Below are 19,031 nucleotides of genomic sequence, written 5' to 3' on the forward strand. Positions count from 1 at the left end.
GCCGGGAGTGGTCGCCGCTCCCTCCCTTCTGTCGCTGTCCGTCGCCCGCGGCCCCCGCGGGGGCCGCGGAGGCCACGATCTCGTACGCGGTCAAGCAGTGGAAAGGCTACATGCGGCGGCAGCGGAGCCGGGTGACGCGGCTCACGTCGGACGTGGCTCCTCCTCGGAGGGGCCGACGCGGACCAGGAAGGGCGACAGCAGGCCGGGTACCGCCTCGTGGGCCCAGGCCAGGCCCTGACCCAGACCGACGTCCGCCGCCGTGTACACACCCTCGCCCGCGGCGGTCGTGGCCGAGACGTGGGCCAGGCCTGCCCGGCGCTGCAGCGGGGACCGGGTGATCCGCCAGCCGATCACCGCCGACCGCTCCAGGGCCACGGTGTCGCGCGAGGCCATCCCCTTGCGCACCACCAGGTAGCGCGGGTGCAGGCCGTGCCCCAGGCCCCGGTAGGAGCCCACCGCGTACCACAGAGCCGCCGCACCCAGCAGCACGGCCGCCACCGCCCACACCCACAGCGGGGCCGCCGCCACCGAGCGCGCCGCCACCGGCACCGGTGAGAGCCGCTCCTCGATCCTGTACACCGCCTCCCAGAACGCCTCGTTGGCCAGGGTGTGCAGCCAGGCCGCCCCGGCCGCCGCCACCGCGCCCAGCACGGTGACGATTCCGGCGCGGGTGAAGCGGCGCCGCAGCGCGGCCCGCGGGTGCGCGGCCAGCGAGACCTCCAGAGGGGAGTTCCGCGTGCGCGTCAGGTCGGCGGACAGCTCGAGCGCCCTCGCCCGGGGCATGGCCGGGGACAGGCGGCTCTTGGCGCTGGTCCTCCTGTCGTCGCCCGCGGACAGGCCGGTGGCCACCGCCCGCACGTCCGCGCCGCCCGCCGTGCGCAGTACGAACGGCTCGTGCAGCACCACGCCGTTGAGGCGGCGCCCCTCCACCGACAGCGACACGCTGGTCAGCAGGCCCCGGCGCAGCCGCACGGTTCCGTCGGCGGACCGGGTGAGCCGGTAGTTCCACCAGGTCTCCACCGCCACGGCGAGCAGCACCACCACGCCTGACAGCAGCAGGCCCGCCAGGAACGTCGGGACGACGAGCAGCAGGCGCGCCATCACGTAGGAGGCGATCTCCGCCGAATCGGGCAGCCCTGCGCGCTCGGACAGCCACAGCCACATCCGGCCCTCGCTCTGGGCGTTGGCGCCGAGCAGGGTGGCGATGGCACCGATGCCGATGCCCGCGGTGGCGGTCGTCGCCGGGGCGTAGGCGAACCAGCGCGGGTCCAGCCGCGCCAGCTCCACCTCGACCTCCTCGCCGGCCTCCGCCGCGCCGCCCGCGCGGTCCTCCGGGGTCGCTCCCGCCGCCCCGCCGGAGGCGGCGGGCCTGCGGTACAGGAGCTCCCGGCGCAGCCGCTCGCCCTGCTCGGCGGTCACGAACTGGAGCTGGAGCTGGTCCGACCCCGACCCCACGGCCTCGCCCGTGCCGACCGTGACCGCGCACAGGCCGAAGAGCCGGGCGTGGATCGGCGCGGCCACGTCCACGCTGCGCACCCGGTCCCGGGGGATGGAGCGGTGTGCCGTGGCGAGGATCCCCGAGCGCATCTCCATGCGCTCGGAGGTGACCCGGTAGCGGGTCGCGCGCAGGCGCACCAGCTCGATCCAGGTCATGAGGGCGGTGAGTGCCAGCCCGGCAGGAACGGGGGCCAGGGCCCACGCCCCCTGGCCCGCGGCGATCAGGGCGACGGTGCCGATCACGGCGGTCACCATCGTGGGGACGCCCCCGGCCGCGGTGTTGGCCCACACGCTGAGAGTGCTCAGCCCCTGCCAGTCCCCGAGGGGCGCGGGGCTCTGGACGGCCGGGGTGCCGTCGTCGGTGTGCGCGGTCATGTCGCGTCCCCCGCGGTGGCCTGAGTGGTCTCGGTGAGCCGCTCGACGGTCGCGTCGGCCAGGGCGCTGTCGAGTCCGGCGATCTCGATCGGTCCGGCCGCCGAGGCGGTGGTGACGGTCACGCTGGCCAGGCCGAACAGCCGCTGCACCGGACCGCGCTTGGTGTCGACGGTCTGGATCCGCGACATGGGGGCCACCCGCCACTCCTGCCAGAGCCAGCCGCTGGAGGTGTAGACGGCGTCGTCGGTGATCTCCCAGCGGTGCACCCGGTAGCGCCACTGCGGCATCACCACCGTGACGGCCAGGCCGGGCAGGCCGATCGCGGCGGCGGCCAGGAGGAGCCAGGGGCGCCCTTCCTCCCAGAAGAGCGCGGGGACCACGAGCGCGGCGGTGAGGGGAAGCACCACCAGCAGCGCGTTGGCGGTCCACCACAGGACCGCCTTTCCGTTCACGCGGTTCCGGGGTGGGCGCAGGCGGAGTGTGTCGGTGCTCATCGCGACCGCCTCTCCTCTCTTTTTCGGGCCCTGGGGCCGTTGTCCATAGAAAAGTGATATCACAATGCTATGCTTGAGTCATCACCTCGGAACGAAGGAGACCCTCCGTGAACACCACCGACCGTCCTGTGACCCCCGCGCCCCAGTACCGGGACGCCCCCCAGTACCGGGAGCACACCGCCACCAACGTCGACGGCATCCTCATGGCCGTTGCCGCGGTGGTCCTGGTCCTCGCGGGCGCGGGCATCGCCCTCACCCCGCTGTTCCTGGACATGCACATGTCCCTGATCGGGGTGGGGGTCGTCCTCGGCCTCGTCGGCCTCCTGCTCTTCGTCGGCCTGGAGATGGTCGCCCCCAACGAGGCCAAGGTGGTCCAGCTCTTCGGCCGCTACGTCGGCAGTGTCCGCACCGACGGCCTGCGCTGGGTCAACCCCCTCACGGTCCGCAAGGGCGTCTCCACCCGCATCCGCAACCACGAGACCTCCGTCATGAAGGTCAACGACGCCGCCGGCAGCCCCATCGAGATCGCCGCCGTCGTGGTCTGGCAGGTGGAGGACACCGCCCGCGCCACCTTCGAGGTCGACGACTTCGTCGAGTTCGTCTCCATCCAGACCGAGGCGGCCGTCCGCCACATCGCCGGCCACTACCCCTACGACTCCTACGACAACGGCGGATCGCTGTCCCTGCGCGACAACGCCGACACCATCACCGAGGAGCTCTCCCGCGAGGTCGGTGAGCGGGTCCAGGCCGCTGGCGTGCGCATCGTGGAGTCCCGCTTCACCCACCTGGCCTACGCGCCCGAGATCGCCCAGGCCATGCTCCAGCGCCAGCAGGCCAGCGCACTGGTCGCAGCCCGCCAGGAGATCGTCGAAGGAGCCGTCGGCATGGTCGACCGCGCCCTGGAGAGGCTCTCGGAGGAGAACGTCGTCGAGCTCGACGAGGAGCGCAAGGCCACCATGGTCAGCAACCTGCTCGTGGTGCTGTGCTCCGACCGACCCGCAAGCCCCGTCGTCAACACCGGGACCCTGTACCAGTAACCGGGTGAGGTGGCCGTGCCCGAGCGCAAGAAGGTGCTGCTCAGACTCGACCCCGCCGTCCACGACGCGCTCGCGCGCTGGGCGGGGCAGGAGCTGCGCAGCACCAACGCCCAGATCGAGTTCCTCCTGCGCCGCGCCCTCGACGAGGCCGGGAGGATGCCGAAGGAGGCCGGGGACCTCCCCCGCCGCGGCCGCCCCCGCAAGTCCAGATCCGGGGACGCCCCCGAGAAGGAGGACTGAACCGGCTCACCGACCTCGAGGCGGCGGCCTGCGGACCCGGTACCGCGGGACGGGCGCCGGGCACCCCGTGCCCGGCGCCTCGCGCCGCCCGGCCCGCCGGCGCGCTCCTACAGAGCCGCGGCCGCGGCGCGGCCGGCGGTGCGCCCGGAGAAGAGGCAGCCCCCCAGGAAGGTGCCCTCCAGGGCGCGGTAGCCGTGGACCCCGCCGCCGCCGAACCCGGCGACCTCGCCCGCCGCGTACACGCCCGGAAGCGGGGTGCCGTCGGCGCGCAGCACACGCGCGTCCAGGTCGGTGTGCAGGCCGCCCAGGGTCTTGCGGGTGAGGATGTTCAGGCGCACCGCGATCAGCGGACCCGCCTTCGGGTCCAGGATCTGGTGCGGTGAGGCCACCCGGATCAGCTTGTCGCCCCGGTAGTTGCGGGCCGCGTGGATGGCCATGACCTGCGCGTCCTTGGTGAAGGAGTTGGCCATCTCCCGGTCCCGGGCCACCACCTCGCGGGTGACGGTCTCGGGGTCGAGCACGCCGTCGCCGGCGATCTCCTGCATCTTGCGGATCAGCTCGGGCAGCCTGTCGGCGACCGCGAAGTCGGCGCCCTTGTCCTTGAACGCCTCCACCGGGCCCGGAGCACCCGGCAGCACCCGCTTGAGCAGGAGCTTGACGTCCTTGCCGGTCAGGTCGGGATTCTGCTCCGAGCCCGAGAGCGCGAACTCCTTCTCGATGATCTTCTGCGAGAGCACGAACCACGTGTACTCGTGGCCGGTGCGCATGATGTGCTCGAGGGTGCTCAGGGTGTCGAAACCGGGGAAGTTCGGTGCCGGCAGCCGTCTGCCGGTGGCGTCCAGCCACAGCGACGACGGTCCGGGCAGGATGCGGATGCCGTGCCGGGCCCAGATCGGGTCCCAGTTCTCGATGCCCTCGGTGTAGTGCCACATGCGGTCGGGGTTGATGATCTGCCCGCCCGCCTTCTCGGTGACGGCGAGCATGCGCCCGTCCACGTACTCGGGCACGCCCGACAGCATGCGCCGGGGCGGTGTGCCCAGGCGCTCGGGCCAGTTCTCGCGCACCAGGTCGTGGTTGGCGCCGATACCGCCGGAGGTGACGATCACCGCCTGGGCGGCCATCTCGAAACCGCCCACCACGTCGCGGCTGCCGGCCCGGCCGCGTTCGGCGTCGCTGGGCGCCAGCAGCGAGCCGCGCACTCCTGTCACCGCGCCGCCGGTCACCACCAGCTCTTCCACCCGGTGGCGGAAGCGCAGGGAGATCAGACCGCGCTCGGCCGCCGCCCGCACCCGCCGCTCGAACGGCTCCACGACGCCCGGCCCGGTGCCCCAGGTGATGTGGAAGCGCGGAACGGAGTTGCCGTGCCCGCCCGCCAGGCTGCCGCCCCGCTCGGCCCAGCCGACCACGGGGAACAGCCGCAGGCCCATCCGGCGCAGCCAGGAGTACTTCTCCCCGGCGGCGAAGTCCACGTAGGCCTCGGCCCACTTGCGCGGCCACGCGTCCTCGGGGCGGTCGAACCCGGCGGTGCCCATCCAGTCCTGCAGGGCGAGTTCGCGGGAGTCGCGGATGCCCATGCGGCGCTGCTCGGGGGAGTCGACGAAGAACAGTCCTCCGAAGGACCAGAACGCCTGTCCGCCCAGGGAGTTCTCGGCCTCCTGGTCGAGCAGGAGCACCTTCTTGCCCGCGTCGGCCAGCTCGGCCGCCGCGGCCAGGCCGGCCAGGCCCGCACCCACGACGATCGCATCGGCCCGCTCGACTGTGCCGCTCATCCCGTGTTCCTCCAGGGTCCGTCCACTCGCGATGGGCACGACTGTGCCCGCCCGCGCGGGGGAGCGGCAAGAGCAGTGTGCGTCCCGCGCCACATCCTTTGTCATACAGTGACAAACCACGAGGTGTGCGGCACGGTTCGAGCGATCCGCCGGTGTCGGGCACCCCCCACCCCGTCGCGCAAGGATCCCCGAGTTGTACTTCCATCCCCCCACGCTCGAACCCGGGCCTGCCGCCCTCACGGTCGCGGCCGCCGCCCTGCTGCTCACACTGTCGGAACCGCTCCTGGCCGGGGCCTTGAGGAAGCGCGCACGCGGCGCCCCGGGCCCGAATGCCGCCGGCACCGGCCCGGCCCTGTGGTTCTCGGCCGCGGAGCTGGGGGCGGTGGTGCTCTTCGCCGCCACGGCGGTCCGGGTCTCACCGGCGGACCTCGGTCTCAACCTGCCGGACCTGGACGGCCACACCTCCCGGGATCTGGTTCCGGACGGGGCAGGACCGCTCGCCCCTGTGGTGGTGGCGCTCGTCCTCCTGGCCACCGCCGCCTATGCCGGCCTCCTGCTGCGGGAGCGCCGCAGGGAACCCCGGCGGGAGGAGGCCGCACCCGGGGCCGCGCCGATGGGGGAGCACGAGGTGGGAGCGGCGATCGCGGTCTTCCTCTGCGGAGGCCTGGCCACCACGGTCCTCCAGTACGCGCTCCTCTATCCGGTGCTGGCCCTGTACGGCGGCCCGGTGGCCGCGGTGCTGGGCCTGGCCGTGCTGGCGGGCTGGCAGATGTGGGGCAGCGGCCCGGGCATGATGGCGGGCCACAGCCTGTACACGCTCCTGATGGCGCTCTGCTACACCCTCCTGTTTCCCGGGTCCCTGCTCGTACCCGCCGCGGCCTGGTGCCTGCTCTCCTACGGGGCGGCGGGGATGCTGCGCCGTGCGGCCCGAGCCCCGAACCCGCAGGGGAGGGTTCCGCTGGAGGTGATCATGCTCGACGCCGACGGAAACCCCGTGCGGCGTCCGGGGGAGTAGGCGTCCGACCTCCCCCGGACCGCACCGGCTCAGGCGCCGAAGCGCACCAGGGAGCGGCCGCCCCGGCCCTCGCGCATGCGCTCGAAGGCCTCTGGCAGGCCGCCCAGGCCGATCTCGTCGGTGATCATCGCCGCCAGGCGCAGATCCCCCGAGCGCACCTGCTCGGCGATGAGCGGGACGTCGCGTACCGGGTCGGCCGAGCCGTACACGCAGCCGCGCAGCGTGCGCGCCTGGTGGAACAGCTCCAGGGCGTTGAAGGACACCTCGTCGTCGTGCCTGCCCACGCCCACGACGGTGACCGTGCCGCCGCGCCGGGCGGCGCTCCAGGCCGAGCGCACCACCTTCGCCGAACCGACCACCTCGAAGACGTGGTCGGCGCCCCGGCCGCCGGTCAGGGCCCGCACGCCCTTGGTGAGGCGCTCGTCGGCGACCAGGAAGTCGGTGGCGCCCAGCGATCGGGCCAACTCCTCCTTGGCGGGGGAGACGTCCACCGCGATCACCTGCCGGGCCCCGGCCAGGCGGGCCGACTGCAGCACCGCCAGGCCCACGCCGCCCAGGCCCATCACCACCACGGACTGGCCCTCGCGCACGGCGGCGGAGTTGCGCACGGCGCCCCAGCCGGTGAGCACGGCGCAGCCGAGCACGGCGGCCACCGCCGGGTCGATGCCCTCGGGCAGCGGGACCACGGCACTCGCCGGCACGACGGTGGCCTCGGCGAACGCCCCGCAGCCCAGCCCCGGGTAGACGGGGGTGCCGTCGTCCAGCTCGGCGTAGGGGACGGCGGTGCGGTCCAGGGCGTGCTCGCACAGGTAGGGCTCGCCGTTGGTGCAGAACCAGCACTCGCGGCACGGGGGTGCCCAGTTGAGGATCACCTGCTGGCCGGGCACCAGGTCCTCGACCCCCTCGCCCACGGCCGCGACGGTCCCGGCGCCCTCGTGGCCGAGCACGGCGGGCCACTTCTGGGCCAGGGTGCCGTTGGACAGGGACAGGTCGGAGTGGCACACACCCGCCGCGGCGATGCGCACCAGTACCTGGCCCGGCCCGGGGTCGGGCAGGACCAGGTCGCGGATCTCGGGGGGTGCGCCCAGCGCGGGGAAGACAGCGGCCTTGACGGTCGTACTCATGGGGCTTTGCTCTCCAATCGCGGGAACTGCCGCGACACTAGCAAACCGACCGGTCGGTCCAGAAGGGGGCCTCTGTCCTCCCTTTGCTTTACAAAGCCGACATTTTGCCTGGTCGCGGCAATCATGGTGAGCAGGGAGGCGACATGGTCAATCCGGTATGGGTGGGAACGCTGATGTTCGGCCAGGTGCCGATCGGGGTGCGCCTCTACAGCGCCCGCGAACGCAGGGGGCCGGTCCTGCACCAGTTCGAACGCGGCACCGCCGACCGCATCCGCTACGTCCGCGTCAACGAGCGCACCGGCGAGGAGGTTCCCGCCGAGGACGTCGTGCGCGGCGCCAGGACCGCGGTCGAGGACGAGTACGTCATCCTGGAACCGGAGGAGCTGGAGGAGATCCTCCCGCACGGCTCACGCACCATGCACCTGGACGGCTTCGTCTCCGAGGGCTCGGTGGCACCCCTGTGGTACGCCTCCACCTACTACGTCGCCCCCCGCGACCCGGCCGACGCGGAGCCCTACCAGCTGCTGTACGCGGCCCTGGACCGCACCCGCCGCGTCGGCACCGCCACCGCGGTCCTGCGCGACCGCGAGTGGCCGGTGCTCGTCGAACCCGACCGGGGCGTGCTGACCGCCTCCACCCTGTGGTGGCCCGACGAGGTCCGCACCCCCGACGACGTCATGCCTCCCGTGCCCCGCACCGAACCGGGCAAGGAGGAACTCGGCCTGGCCTGCGAACTGGTCAAGGCCCTGTCCACCGACTGGGACCCCGACGACTACTCCGACAGCTACGGCAGGCGCCTGGCCGAACTCGTACGCACCAAGGCCCGGGGCGGCACCATCACCCACCGCCCCGACCGCCCCGAGTCCTCCGGGGAGGCCACCGGACTCGGTGAGGCCCTGCGCCGGAGCCTGCCCGCCGCCCCGCGCCGGCGCGGACGCGCACCCTCGCCGCGCACACCCGTGCGCGGCGAGTCCCGGCCCACCAAGCGCGAGCTGCTGCGCCGGGCCTCCGAGCTCCACGTCCGGGGCCGCTCCAGAATGAGCCGCGACGAGCTGGAGGAGGCCGTCACCCGGGCCGACGGGGACTGACCGAACCCCCATGCCTTATGGAAACGCCTATGGCGTCGCCCCTCCGGGAACGGGTATCCCCTCCGTACCGCCCGGCACCCCGCGGGCCCGGGCCCGCACCGCGGAGAGGAGACCCGTCCCCGGGCGGGCGATCAGGAGGTCCGATGGGAAGCCCGACCGGTCCGGTGCGCAACCGGAGGCACTACCTGATGTGCCGCCCCACCTACTTCGCCGTCGACTACGCCATCAACCCCTGGATGGACCCGGCCGCGGAGGTCGACAGGGAAAGGGCGATCCGCCAGTGGGAGGCCCTGCGCGACCTCTACCTGGAACTGGGCCACAGAGTCAGCGAGATCACCCCCGTCGAGGGCCTGCCCGACATGGTGTTCGCCGCCAACGGTGCCCTGGTCGTCGACGGGCGCGTCTACGGAGCCCGCTTCGCCAGCGCCGAGCGCACCCCCGAGGGTCCCGCCTACCTCGACTGGTTCCGCAAGGCCGGCGTGAGCGAGGGCTTCGTGGAGACCAGCGAGCCCAAGTACGTCAACGAGGGGGAAGGGGACTTCATCACCCTCGACGACCTGATCCTGGCCGGGACCGGCTTCCGCACCGACGCCGCCGCACACCAGGAGGCCGAGCGCTTCCTGGGCCGCCCCGTGGTCACCCTCCAACTGGTCGACCCGCGGTTCTACCACCTCGACACGGCCCTGTGTGCCCTCTCGGGAACACAGATCGCCTACTACCCCGGCGCGTTCTCCGCCGGAAGCCGGAAGGTGCTGCGCGCCCTCTATCCCGACGCCCTGACCGCCACGGAGGAGGACGCCGCCGTCCTCGGGCTCAACGCGGTCTGCGACGGGAGCAACGCGATCCTCCCGGCCGAGGCCACCGGGCTGGCCGCACGCCTGAGGGCCCTGGGCCTGACCGTCCACCACGTGGAGATCGACGAGCTGCGCAAGGCCGGCGGAGGCGCCAAGTGCTGCACCCTGGAACTGCGCGGCGCCCCCGACTGACGACGCGGTCCGGCCGGCGGCCCCGGCGCCGACCGCAGAAAAAAAGGGGAGCCCCTTCCGGGAGCTCCCCTCGTGACGCGTCAGCCCGTCGCGCTCATCACGTGCTTGACGCGGGTGTAGTCCTCCAGGCTGTAGGCCGACAGGTCCTTGCCGTACCCCGAGTGCTTGAACCCGCCGTGCGGCATCTCCGACACCAGGGCGCCGTGGCTGTTGATCCACACCGCGCCGAAGTCCAGCTCGGCGCTCATCCGCAGGGCGCGGGAGTGGTCGCGGGTCCACACCGACGCGGCCAGGCCCTGGTCGACCCCGTTGGCCAGCTCCAGCGCCTCCTCCTCGGTGGAGAAGCGCTGCACGGTCACCACCGGGCCGAAGACCTCCTCGCGCACGATCTCGTCGTCGGCGCGCAGGTTCACCACCACGGTCGGCGCCAGGAAGAAGCCGCGATCGCCCACCCGGTGCCCGCCGGTCGCCACCACCGCGTGCTCGGGCAGCCGCTCCAGCAGGCCCGTGACCCGGGCGAACTGGTCGGCGTTGTTGATCGGGCCGAAGTCACTGGGCTCGTCGCTGGGGACACCCGTGACCTGAGCCGACGCCTGACGCGACAGCTCGGCCACGAACGCGTCGTACAGACCCTCCTGCACCAGCACCCGGGTGCCGGCCGTGCAGTCCTGGCCCGTGTTGATGAAGGCACCGGCCACCACGCCGGCGGCCGTCTCGGCCACGTCGACGTCGTCGAACACGACCACCGGTGCGTTGCCGCCCAGCTCCAGGTGCAGCAGCTTCAGGTCCTCCGAGGCGCTCTTGGCCACCTGGATGCCCGCCCGCGTCGAACCGGTCACCGACACCAGGCGCACCGCCGGGTGGGCGACCACCAGGCGGCCGGTGTCGCGGTCGCCCACCACCACGTTGAGCGCACCCTCCGGCAGCGCGTCCGCGGCGATCTCGGCGAGCATGACCGTCGTGGTCGGCGTGGTCTCGGCGGGCTTGAGCACCACCGTGTTCCCGGCGGCCAGCGCGGGGCCGATCTTCCACACCGCCATCATCAGCGGGTAGTTCCACGGGGTGATGCCCGCGCACACCCCCACCGGCTCGCGGCGGATCCACGACGTGTGGTCCTCCATGTACTCGGCGGCGGCGCGCCCCTCCAGATGGCGGGCGGCCCCGGCGAAGAACCGCAGCGTGTCCACGCAGAAGGGGATCTCCTCCTCCAGCACGACCGCGCGCGGCTTGCCGGTCTCGCGGCACTCGGCGTCGGCGAACTCCTCCGCCCGCGCCGCGAGGGCGTCGGCGATCGCCAGCAGCGCGTCCTGGCGCCGGGCGGGCGTGGCCTTGCGCCAGGTGCGGAAGGCCTTCGACGACGAGGCCATGGCCGCCTCCACCTCGGCGGAGCCGCAGATCCCGGCCCGGCCGCTCACCTCTCCGGTGACCGGGTCGACCAGGTCCAGGGCGCGGTCGCCCGCGGCGGCCAGCGGCTCGCCGCCGACGAACGAGGGAAGGGTGTCGAACTCGTGGATACGCATGTGTCCTCGCGTCTGTGGATGGAAGGGGCCCGGCGGCACGCGCCCCCGCGGTGCGCCGCCGGGCCCCGGTTCTCGTCAGGACAGGACCGGAGCGGTCCCGTCCTCGTCGGTCTTCGCGGTCTCCACCGGGGCGGCCTCCTCCTTGGCCGGGACCAGGCGCGGACCCTGCGGACCGAACACCGAGCGCGGCTCGGGGAAGGCGATGACGGCGATCGGGTAGGTGATCGCCGCGGTCAGCAGCGCCACCGGCAGGCTCAGGTCGATCCCCGCGGCCAGGTTGCCCAGGGGGCCCACCAGCAGCGGCGTGTTGGCGAACACCAGGCCCATGCCGGCCGACAGCAGCCAGGCGGTCATGGCCCGCCAGTTGATGCCGTTGGAGAACCAGTAGGCGCCGCCGCGGCGACCCTCGTTGAAGACCTGGAGGTCCTCGGCCACGTAGAACCCGCGCCGGAACAGGTACCCCAGCATGAGGATGACCATCCACGGCGAGGTCAGCAGCACGATGAGGATCGTGAAGGCGTTGATCGTCTCGACGATGTCGAACAGGAACGTGCCCACGAAGATCAGCACCAGTGCCAGGCAGCCCACCACGACGGTACCCTGCAGGCGGTTCAGACGCGGCACCAGCGAGGAGAAGTCCAGGCCCGTGCCGTACAGCGAGGTGGTGCCCGTGGACAGTCCGCCGATCAGGGCCACCAGCAGCAGCGGCAGCGCGTACCAGAGCGGGGAGGCGGCGGCCAGCCCCGACACGTAGTTCGCCGGGTCGGCCACCAGGGTGGCCGTGGTCAGGCCGAAGAAGAACGGCAGCAGCGTCGCGACCTGGGCCAGGAACGGCGCGGCCAGCATCGAGCGGGTCGAACGGGTGGCCGGGATGTAGCGCGACCAGTCGCCCAGGAACCCGCCGAAGGACACCGGGTTGGACATGACCGTCAGCACCGAAAGCACCCAGGTCGGCCAGAAACCGCCCAGGAGGAACTCACCGCTGCCCGCGTAGGAGGGGTCGAAGTCGCCCCCGTAGGCGAACACCGCCAGCAGCATCAGCGCGGTGCCGGCCACCACCGCGACCTTGTTGATCAGCAGCATGAACTGGAATCCGTACACGCACACCGCGAACACCGCCACCGCGATGACGCCGTAGGCCAGTGCACGCAGCCAGTCGCCGCCGTCGAAGCCGAAGCGCATCGCCGCGCCCACGATCGCGTCACCGCTCACCCACACGGAGATGGAGAAGAAGGTGACAGCGGTCAGCAGCGACAGCAGGGACCCCAGCGCACGCCCCACCACACCGAAGTGGGCTCCGGAGGAGACGGCGTTGTTGGTGCGGGTACGCGGTCCGAACAGCGCCATCGGCGACAGGATGAGGGCGCCCAGCACCACGCCGACCACGGTTGCCGTGGCCGCTGCGGTGAAGCTGAGCCCGTAGGCGATGGGCATGGTGCCCAGGATGATGGTGGCGAACGTGTTGGCCCCGCCGAAGGTGAGGCGGAACAGGTCGAAGGGACGCGAGGTCTGCGCCTTGACCGGGATCGGAGCGACCCCGTAGGTCTCGATCTCGGTCACCTTCGGAGGCGAACCGGGCGTCTGCCCGGTTGCCGCGGGTGTGTGGGGTGTGCTCACGGCTTGCTCCCGTGGGGACGGTCCCGGAACGGCCGATGCCGGACCGGGGGTGGGGTGGTGATGGGGAGGGGGGATGAAGCGCCCCGCCGGATCATCGGCGGAGGCAGGGAAGCGGCGCGGCGCCGTCGACACGCCGTTCCCCGGCTCCGGGGCCCCGGGCAGGGGCCCCGGGCAGGTCAGGCCCCGCGCTTCTCCTGGTTGAGAGCCAGGACGCTGACCAGGTCGTAGGCCACGTGCGAGGCGGCGGTGGCGGTGATCTGCGCGTGGTCGTAGGCGGGCGCGACCTCGACGACGTCGGCGCCCACGAGGTTGCAGCCGGCCAGGCCGCGCAGGATCTCCAGCAGCTCGCGGCTGGTCAGGCCGCCCGCCTCCGGGGTCCCGGTGCCCGGCGCGTGCGCCGGGTCGAGCACGTCGATGTCGACCGACACGTACAGGGGGCGGTCACCGATCCGCTGGCGCAGCGCGTCGGTGATCTCGTCCACACCCTTGCGCATGACGTCGGCCGAGGTGACGATGCCGAAACCGAAGCGGCGGTCGTCCTCCAGGTCCTTCTTGCCGTAGAGCGGGCCGCGGGTACCCACGTGGGAGATCGCCTCCGTGTCGAGGATGCCCTCCTCCACGGCCCTGCGGAACGGGGTTCCGTGGGTGTAGGGCTCACCGAAGTAGGTGTCCCAGGTGTCCAGGTGGGCGTCGAAGTGCAGCATCGCGATCGGCCCGTGCTCGCGGTACAGCGACCGCAGCAGCGGGAGGGCGATGGTGTGGTCCCCGCCCAGCGTGACCATGCGGGTGCCCGAGCGCACGAACTGGGTGGCGGCCTCGTCGATGGTCTCCACGGCGTCGCCGATGGCGAACGGGTTGACCGCGATGTCACCGCCGTCGACCACCTGGGCGGCAGAGAACGGAGACACGTCCAGACCCGGGTGGTAGGGACGCAGCAGGCGGCTGGCCTCGCGAATGGCGGAGGGGCCGAAGCGGGCCCCCGGGCGGTAGGAGACGCCGGTGTCGAAGGGAACGCCGACCACGGCGATGTCGGCCCGCTCCACCTGGTCGATGCGGGGAAGCCGAGCAAAGGTCGCCGGCCCGGCGAAACGCGGTACGAGGCTGGAGTCGGTGGGTCCGATCGGTGTGCTCATCGGTCGGAGAGGCCCCTTTCGTCTTCGGCGGCGGATGAAGAAGAAAAAACACGCCGCGAGCTGCGAGGAAACCCCTCGGAAACGCGTGCGCTCCGCACAGGTTAGGCACGTCACAGGCACCGCTCCAGTGGATGAAACGCACAAACATGCGTGCTCTCATGGAGGAAGAGACCAGAAAAGGGGGAAGTTGTGGCCGACGACGCGGACGGTATCGGCGCCTACAGCGTCGCGCTCAGCACCGTGCTGGCCAGACGACACCTCGGCCTGACCGCCGTGGTCGAGGTCGGCGACCCGGGGGTGTCGTGGGCGGTGGCCAGCGAACTGGTCGACCCCACCCCCTACCTGAACGGGGGCGAGCTGCTCCTGACCGCAGGGGTGAACCTGCCCGCCGACGACGCGGGCCTGCGCTCCTACGTCACCGCCCTTGCAGAGGTGGGCGTCAGCGCTCTGGGCTTCGGTGTCACCCCCGTCCACGACACCGTCCCCGCCGCCCTGGCCGAGCAGTGCCGCAGCCAGGGCCTGCCCCTGATCGAGGTGCCCCGCCTCACCCCCTTCGCCGCGGTCAGCCGCGCCGTCGGCGAGGCACTGGAGGAACTGCGCCTGCGCGAACTGCAGCGCCTCGGCGACGCCCACCGGGACATGGCCCGGGCCGTGACCGCCGACCGGCCCGTGGACCGCATCCTGCGCGTTCTGGCCTCCTCCCTCGACGCCTGGGCCCTGCTGACCCGCCCGGCAGCCTCCGGGGACGCGGAAACCGGTGCGCCGGCTCCCGTCTCCGCCACGGCCGGTGCGCCCACCGCCCCCGACGAGGAGCTGCGCACGCTCGCCGCACGCCTCACCGAACCCTCCGGACCCCGCAGCGCCAAGGCCCGCACCGGCGGCGAGGAGGTCTTCCTCCACACCGTCGGCACCCCGCCCCAGGAGCACGGCGTCCTCATGGTCGGCCGCCCCCGCCCCCTGGGCATCACCGAGCGGGCCGTCCTGCGCACCGCCACCGCCCTGATCGACCTGGTCGGACGCACCGTCCAGGACACCCAGCCCGTCCCCGGGCACCTCCTGGCCGGCCTGCTCCTGGACGGCGGCCCCACCGAGGAGACCGAACCGCTGCTGTCCGAACTCACCGGCGCGACCGGCCGACCCGCCGCCTACCGGGTCCTGCACGCGGCCGCCGACGCCCGGCACACCCCCGCCTCCCGCCTGCCTCTGGACACCCGCGTCAGCGGCACCCGCCCCGACGGGACCCTGCGCGCCGTCCTGGCCGACCGCGGAGAAGAGGTCCACCGCGCCGACCTCGACCAGCTCCTGCTGCACGGATGGACCGGAGCCCTCAGCGGCCCCGTGGCGGCCGGGGAACTGACCGAGGCGCAGCGGCACGCCGCCGCCCTGCTCCTGCGCGCCCGCACCATGGGGGAGCCTCTCCTCTGGGAGGAGGACCGAGATCCCTTCGACGCCCTCCTGAGCTCCGCCGACGCCGCCGAACTGGCCCGGAACGTCCTGGGGCCTCTGGCCGGAGACGACGAGAACGCGCGCACCCTGCGCCGCACCCTGCAGGCCTGGCTCACCCGCCACGGCAACTGGGACCGCACCGCCGCGGACCTGAACGCGCACCGCAACAGCGTCCGCTACCGGATCGGACGCATCGAACGCGAGCTGGGCGTGGACCTGGCCGACCCCGAGCAGCGCATGCGCCTGTGGTTCGCCCTCACCCGGAGCGGCGAAGGATAGCGGCGGCCTCCCCGCCGGAGCCCCGGTTGACCGGTTGCGGCCAACACACGTGAATCAGCGTTCCCAGGGGGAACGCGGAACCCAGGTGGGGCAAGCTGGGCATGCCCGAAAGGGCGGTGGAGACCGTACGGGGCGACGAGCCCGGGTGCGCCCCGGCCCCACGAGAGTCCAGCCCACCCGAACAGGGGGTCGTATGCCGTTTCCTCCGCTGGACGCGGCCCTGCCCGCAGGAGCCGACGCACGCGAGCACGCACTTCTGCTGCGGCGCGTGCACGAGGCCGCCCTGAGCGGACGCCCCGCGCCGGCCCGACTGCGCCCGGTCATCCAGGACTCCTGGAGCCGCACCCGCCGCCTCGGCATCGACCCCGACAGCACACCCCCGCCCCGCCTGGCGGCCCCTTCCGAGCTCCACCGCCTTCGGGAGGAGTCTCCGCTGGCAGGAGTCCTGCCCCTGATCCGCGACTCCCTGATGTCGGTGGCCGACCACGCCGACCACGCCATGCTCGTCACCGACGCCTCCGGCCAGGTCCTGTGGCGCGAGGGCTCCCGCCGGGTCCGCACCGTCTGCGAACGCGTCGGACTGGTCGAGGGCGCCTTCTGGAACGAGGGCAGCACCGGCACCAACGCCATCGGCACCGCCCTGACTGTCGGAAGGCCCGTGCAGGTCTACTCCGCCGAGCACTTCGTCCGCAACCTGCACACCCTCACCTGCGCCTGCGCCCCCGTCCACGACCCCCGCGACGGGCGGCTGCTCGGAGCCGTCGACGTCACCGGGCCCGTCTCCACCGTCCACCCCTCCACCCTCGCCCTGGTCAGCGCGGTGGCCCGGTTGGCGGAGGCCCACCTGCAGAGCCTGCACCACGCCCACCTGGAACGCCTGCGCTCGGTCGCCGCCCCCTTGCTGGCAGGGATGGGCGGGCCCGCCCTGGTCGTCGACGACGCCGGATGGACCGCCGCGGCCGTCCGCATGGAGCCGCTCCGCCGCGTACTGCTGCCCGCCCGCCGCGAGGGCGGTACGGCCTGGCTGCCGGCCCTGGGGGAGTGCTCCCTGGAACCCCTGCCCGGAGGCTGGCTGGTCCGGCCCCGCCCGACCGAGGCGGCCGCACCCACCTCGGTCTCCCTCGAACTGGGCGGCTCCCCGCCCTCGGTGACCGTGAGCGGCCCCAGCGGCACCTGGTCGCACCGGCTCACCCCGCGCCACGCCGAACTGCTCCTCCTGCTCGCCGCGCGCAGGGACGGGGTCACGGCCGCCCAGCTCTCCCACGCCGTGTTCGGCTCCGAGGGGCACACGGTGACCGTGCGCGCCGAGATCTCACGCCTGCGCCGCCACCTGGGAGGCGTCCTCGCGAGCCGCCCCTACCGGTTCGGCGACGACGTGGACGTGCGCCTGGCCGCCCCCGCGGCACCGGCCGACCTGCTGCCCGCCTCGACCGCTCCGGGGGTGCGGTCGCTGCGCAGGGAATGGGAGGAGAGCGGCCTTCCCCTGGCTCTGCGTGTCGAAGCCGCAACCTAGTGCAACCCTTGCCTCCGGGGAGGGAAGGCGCTCAACTGGACAGGCAGGCCCGTCCGGAGGGGCTGCCGGGCAGGAGAGGGCACGGCGGACCCCGCAGGCGCGTCTTCGTCGTGTTCTTCGGACCTTGAGGGGGGTGCGGGGAGAGCGGACACGCCGACGGGCCCGTGCACGGCGGCCCACACGGAGATTCGGGGGAAGATCCGGGCCGCCCGGAGAGCGGTGTGCCCCGGCCCTGCCGGGGCACACCGCTCCTGCCCGCCGGACGGGAAAGACCTCCCCATGTTCCGGTAACCCCGCGAGAGCACACCCCCTGACCCCGGGTACCTCTCCGACCACGGGGAGCATCGGTGACCGGGAGGAACACAGCGCTCGGACGGCCTCCCCGCCCGCACCGCTGGGCTAGACTCAGTGCATTTACCGAACCGTGTTCACCGGAACCTCCGTGTGAACCGCACAACGGCGGCGGGCGTCGAACCCAGGACCAACGATGATCCCGGACCGGCCCCGCGCCGACCCGAACAGACCGCGGAGGTGGATCGTGTCCGCTGACCACCGAGAACAACAGCCCGTCCAGGGTTCGCGCATCGACCCGCACATCGGCCGCTACGCACACCGAACCCAGGGCATGGTCGCATCGGAGGTCAGGGCACTCTTCGCCGTCGCATCGCGCCCCGAGATCGTCTCCCTCGCCGGGGGCATGCCCAACGTCTCCGGGCTGCCCCTGGAGCAGATCGGCGACATGGTCAAGGACGTCGTCACCGAGGAGGGGCCCACCGCCCTCCAGTACGGCTCCGCCCAAGGGGACCCCGCCCTGCGCGAACTGCTGTGCGACTACATGTCCCTGGAGGGCATCGACGCCGCCCCTGACGACATCATCGTCACCGTCGGCTCCCAGCAGGCCCTCGACCTCATCACCCGCGTCTTCGTCGACCCCGGCGACGTCGTCCTCACCGAGGCCCCCACCTACGTCACCGCGATCAACACCTTCGCCGCCTTCCAGGCCGACATCCGACACGTGGGCATGGACGACGAGGGCGTGATCCCCGAGGAGCTCGAGGAGGCGCTCGTCCGCGCCCAGCTCGACGGGCGCCCGGTCAAGTTCTTCTACACCATCCCCAACTTCCAGAACCCGGCCGGCATCACCATGAGCACCGAACGGCGCGCCAAGGTGATCGAGGCCTGCGAGCGGCACGACGTGCTGATCGTCGAGGACAATCCCTACGGCCTGCTGCGCTACGACGGTGAGCCCCGGCCCACCCTCTACTCCCAGGGCAGCGGCAACGTCGTCTACCTGGGATCGCTGTCCAAGACCTTCTCCCCGGGACTGCGCATCGGCTGGGCCCTGGCCCCCTCGGCCGTGCGCGCCAAGCTCGTCCTGGCCGCCGAGTCGGCGATGCTCAGCCACTCCACCTTCAACCAGCTGGTGGTGCGCCGCTACCTGCGGACCTTTCCCTGGCGTGAGCAGATCAAGACCTTCAACACCATGTACGGCGAGCGCCGCGACGCGATGCTCTCCGCCCTGGAGGCGATGATGCCCGCCGGGTGCACCTGGACCCGTCCCGAGGGCGGCTTCTTCGTCTGGGCCACCCTTCCCGAGGGCATCGACGCCAAGGCCATGATGCCCCGCGCCATCGGCGCGCGCGTCGCCTACGTTCCCGGCACCGGCTTCTACGCCGACGGGCGCGGCCGGCAGAGCATGCGGCTGAGCTTCTGCTACCCCACCCCCGAGCAGATCCGCGAGGGCGTGCGCCGCCTGGTCACGGCCATCGAGGGAGAACTCGACCTGCGTGATACCTTCGGCACCACCTTGGCCCCGCCCGCGGGGGGACTCCAGGCGCCTGCCCCCGATCTGCCGTGACGCGAAGGCACCCAAGCACCATGACCGCAGCACAGAAGGA

Annotated in this window: 15 protein-coding genes; 8 read left to right on the forward strand and 7 right to left on the reverse strand. The window is 72.7% G+C overall.

All coding sequences use genetic code 11. The annotated features are described in order from the left end of the window. Positions 1-141: 141 nt before the first annotated feature. Both FHS13_RS09005 and FHS13_RS09010 read right to left on the reverse strand, forming a co-directional pair. Positions 142-1,872, reverse strand: a complete 1,731-nt coding sequence (locus FHS13_RS09005; RefSeq protein ID WP_184290389.1) for a PH domain-containing protein — start codon at positions 1,870-1,872, stop codon at positions 142-144. Then, a complete protein-coding gene (locus FHS13_RS09010; RefSeq protein WP_184290391.1) occupies positions 1,869-2,366 on the reverse strand; it encodes a PH domain-containing protein in 498 nt (165 codons plus the stop codon). The genes FHS13_RS09005 and FHS13_RS09010 overlap by 4 nt, the downstream gene beginning before the upstream one ends. Positions 2,367-2,569: 203 nt before the next feature. On the opposite strand from FHS13_RS09010, the gene FHS13_RS09015 reads away from it, so the two are divergent. After that, positions 2,570-3,403 carry an SPFH domain-containing protein gene (locus FHS13_RS09015; protein ID WP_184290951.1) on the forward strand — a complete coding sequence of 278 codons (834 nt, stop codon included), beginning with the start codon at positions 2,570-2,572 and terminating at the stop codon, positions 3,401-3,403. A gap of 15 nt (positions 3,404-3,418) precedes the next feature. Next, positions 3,419-3,643 (forward strand): hypothetical protein, encoded by a 225-nt coding sequence (locus FHS13_RS09020; protein ID WP_184290394.1) that lies wholly within the window; start codon positions 3,419-3,421, stop codon positions 3,641-3,643. A gap of 107 nt (positions 3,644-3,750) precedes the next feature. Here FHS13_RS09020 and FHS13_RS09025 read toward each other — a convergent pair whose 3' ends face one another. Then, positions 3,751-5,412, reverse strand: coding sequence for an FAD-binding dehydrogenase (locus FHS13_RS09025; protein WP_184290396.1), 1,662 nt, complete (start codon positions 5,410-5,412; stop codon positions 3,751-3,753). A gap of 193 nt (positions 5,413-5,605) precedes the next feature. Here FHS13_RS09025 and FHS13_RS09030 point away from each other — a divergent pair, with 193 nt between their 5' ends. Beyond that, positions 5,606-6,427 (forward strand): hypothetical protein, encoded by an 822-nt coding sequence (locus FHS13_RS09030; protein ID WP_184290398.1) that lies wholly within the window; start codon positions 5,606-5,608, stop codon positions 6,425-6,427. Between the two features lie 29 nt (positions 6,428-6,456). Here the strand turns inward: FHS13_RS09030 and FHS13_RS09035 are convergent, their stop codons facing one another. Continuing rightward, on the reverse strand, positions 6,457-7,551 hold the full coding sequence (locus FHS13_RS09035) for a zinc-binding dehydrogenase (protein WP_184290400.1): 1,095 nt from the start codon (positions 7,549-7,551) through the stop codon (positions 6,457-6,459). A gap of 143 nt (positions 7,552-7,694) precedes the next feature. Here FHS13_RS09035 and ku point away from each other — a divergent pair, with 143 nt between their 5' ends. Then, positions 7,695-8,639, forward strand: a complete 945-nt coding sequence (gene ku / locus FHS13_RS09040; RefSeq protein ID WP_184290402.1) for a non-homologous end joining protein Ku — start codon at positions 7,695-7,697, stop codon at positions 8,637-8,639. 143 nt (positions 8,640-8,782) lie between these two features. After that, entirely contained in the window at positions 8,783-9,625 is an 843-nt protein-coding gene (gene ddaH, locus FHS13_RS09045; RefSeq protein ID WP_246404989.1) for a dimethylargininase, read from the forward strand. 80 nt (positions 9,626-9,705) lie between these two features. Here ddaH and FHS13_RS09050 read toward each other — a convergent pair whose 3' ends face one another. The 3 genes from FHS13_RS09050 to speB all read right to left on the reverse strand — a co-directional run bounded on the left by FHS13_RS09050 (position 9,706) and on the right by speB (position 13,895). Further along, on the reverse strand, positions 9,706-11,145 hold the full coding sequence (locus FHS13_RS09050; RefSeq protein WP_184290404.1) for an aminobutyraldehyde dehydrogenase: 1,440 nt from the start codon (positions 11,143-11,145) through the stop codon (positions 9,706-9,708). Between the two features lie 75 nt (positions 11,146-11,220). Beyond that, a complete protein-coding gene (locus FHS13_RS09055) occupies positions 11,221-12,705 on the reverse strand; it encodes a cytosine permease (RefSeq protein WP_184290406.1) in 1,485 nt (494 codons plus the stop codon). Positions 12,706-12,938: 233 nt separating this feature from the next. After that, positions 12,939-13,895: an agmatinase gene (gene speB, locus FHS13_RS09060; RefSeq protein WP_184290408.1), complete on the reverse strand. Its 957-nt coding sequence runs from the start codon at positions 13,893-13,895 to the stop codon at positions 12,939-12,941. A gap of 189 nt (positions 13,896-14,084) precedes the next feature. Between speB and FHS13_RS09065 the strand changes: the two genes are divergently transcribed. The 3 genes from FHS13_RS09065 to FHS13_RS09075 all read left to right on the forward strand — a co-directional run bounded on the left by FHS13_RS09065 (position 14,085) and on the right by FHS13_RS09075 (position 18,991). Continuing rightward, the gene (locus FHS13_RS09065; protein WP_343064961.1) at positions 14,085-15,620 is read left to right on the forward strand and encodes a PucR family transcriptional regulator; all 1,536 of its coding nucleotides are present in this window, start codon (positions 14,085-14,087) and stop codon (positions 15,618-15,620) included. A 193-nt stretch (positions 15,621-15,813) separates the two neighbouring features. Then, entirely contained in the window at positions 15,814-17,133 is a 1,320-nt protein-coding gene (locus FHS13_RS09070) for a GAF domain-containing protein (protein WP_184290410.1), read from the forward strand. 625 nt (positions 17,134-17,758) lie between these two features. Beyond that, positions 17,759-18,991: an aminotransferase-like domain-containing protein gene (locus FHS13_RS09075; protein WP_184290957.1), complete on the forward strand. Its 1,233-nt coding sequence runs from the start codon at positions 17,759-17,761 to the stop codon at positions 18,989-18,991. The last annotated feature ends 40 nt before the right edge of the window (positions 18,992-19,031 follow it).

Origin of the sequence: Nocardiopsis algeriensis, from assembly GCF_014203695.1 — a bacterium.
GTDB lineage: Bacteria > Actinomycetota > Actinomycetes > Streptosporangiales > Streptosporangiaceae > Nocardiopsis > Nocardiopsis algeriensis.

Coding starts and splice junctions, on each gene's coding strand:
- FHS13_RS09005 (WP_184290389.1), bottom strand. CDS start 1,872: ATGACCGCGCACACCGACGACGGCACCCCGGCCGTCCAGAGCCCCGCG.
- FHS13_RS09010 (WP_184290391.1), bottom strand. CDS start 2,366: ATGAGCACCGACACACTCCGCCTGCGCCCACCCCGGAACCGCGTGAAC.
- FHS13_RS09015 (WP_184290951.1), top strand. CDS start 2,570: ATGGCCGTTGCCGCGGTGGTCCTGGTCCTCGCGGGCGCGGGCATCGCC.
- FHS13_RS09025 (WP_184290396.1), bottom strand. CDS start 5,412: ATGAGCGGCACAGTCGAGCGGGCCGATGCGATCGTCGTGGGTGCGGGC.
- FHS13_RS09035 (WP_184290400.1), bottom strand. CDS start 7,551: ATGAGTACGACCGTCAAGGCCGCTGTCTTCCCCGCGCTGGGCGCACCC.
- ku (WP_184290402.1), top strand. CDS start 7,695: ATGGTCAATCCGGTATGGGTGGGAACGCTGATGTTCGGCCAGGTGCCG.
- ddaH (WP_246404989.1), top strand. CDS start 8,783: ATGGGAAGCCCGACCGGTCCGGTGCGCAACCGGAGGCACTACCTGATG.
- FHS13_RS09050 (WP_184290404.1), bottom strand. CDS start 11,145: ATGCGTATCCACGAGTTCGACACCCTTCCCTCGTTCGTCGGCGGCGAG.
- speB (WP_184290408.1), bottom strand. CDS start 13,895: ATGAGCACACCGATCGGACCCACCGACTCCAGCCTCGTACCGCGTTTC.
- FHS13_RS09070 (WP_184290410.1), top strand. CDS start 15,814: ATGCCGTTTCCTCCGCTGGACGCGGCCCTGCCCGCAGGAGCCGACGCA.
- FHS13_RS09075 (WP_184290957.1), top strand. CDS start 17,759: ATGGTCGCATCGGAGGTCAGGGCACTCTTCGCCGTCGCATCGCGCCCC.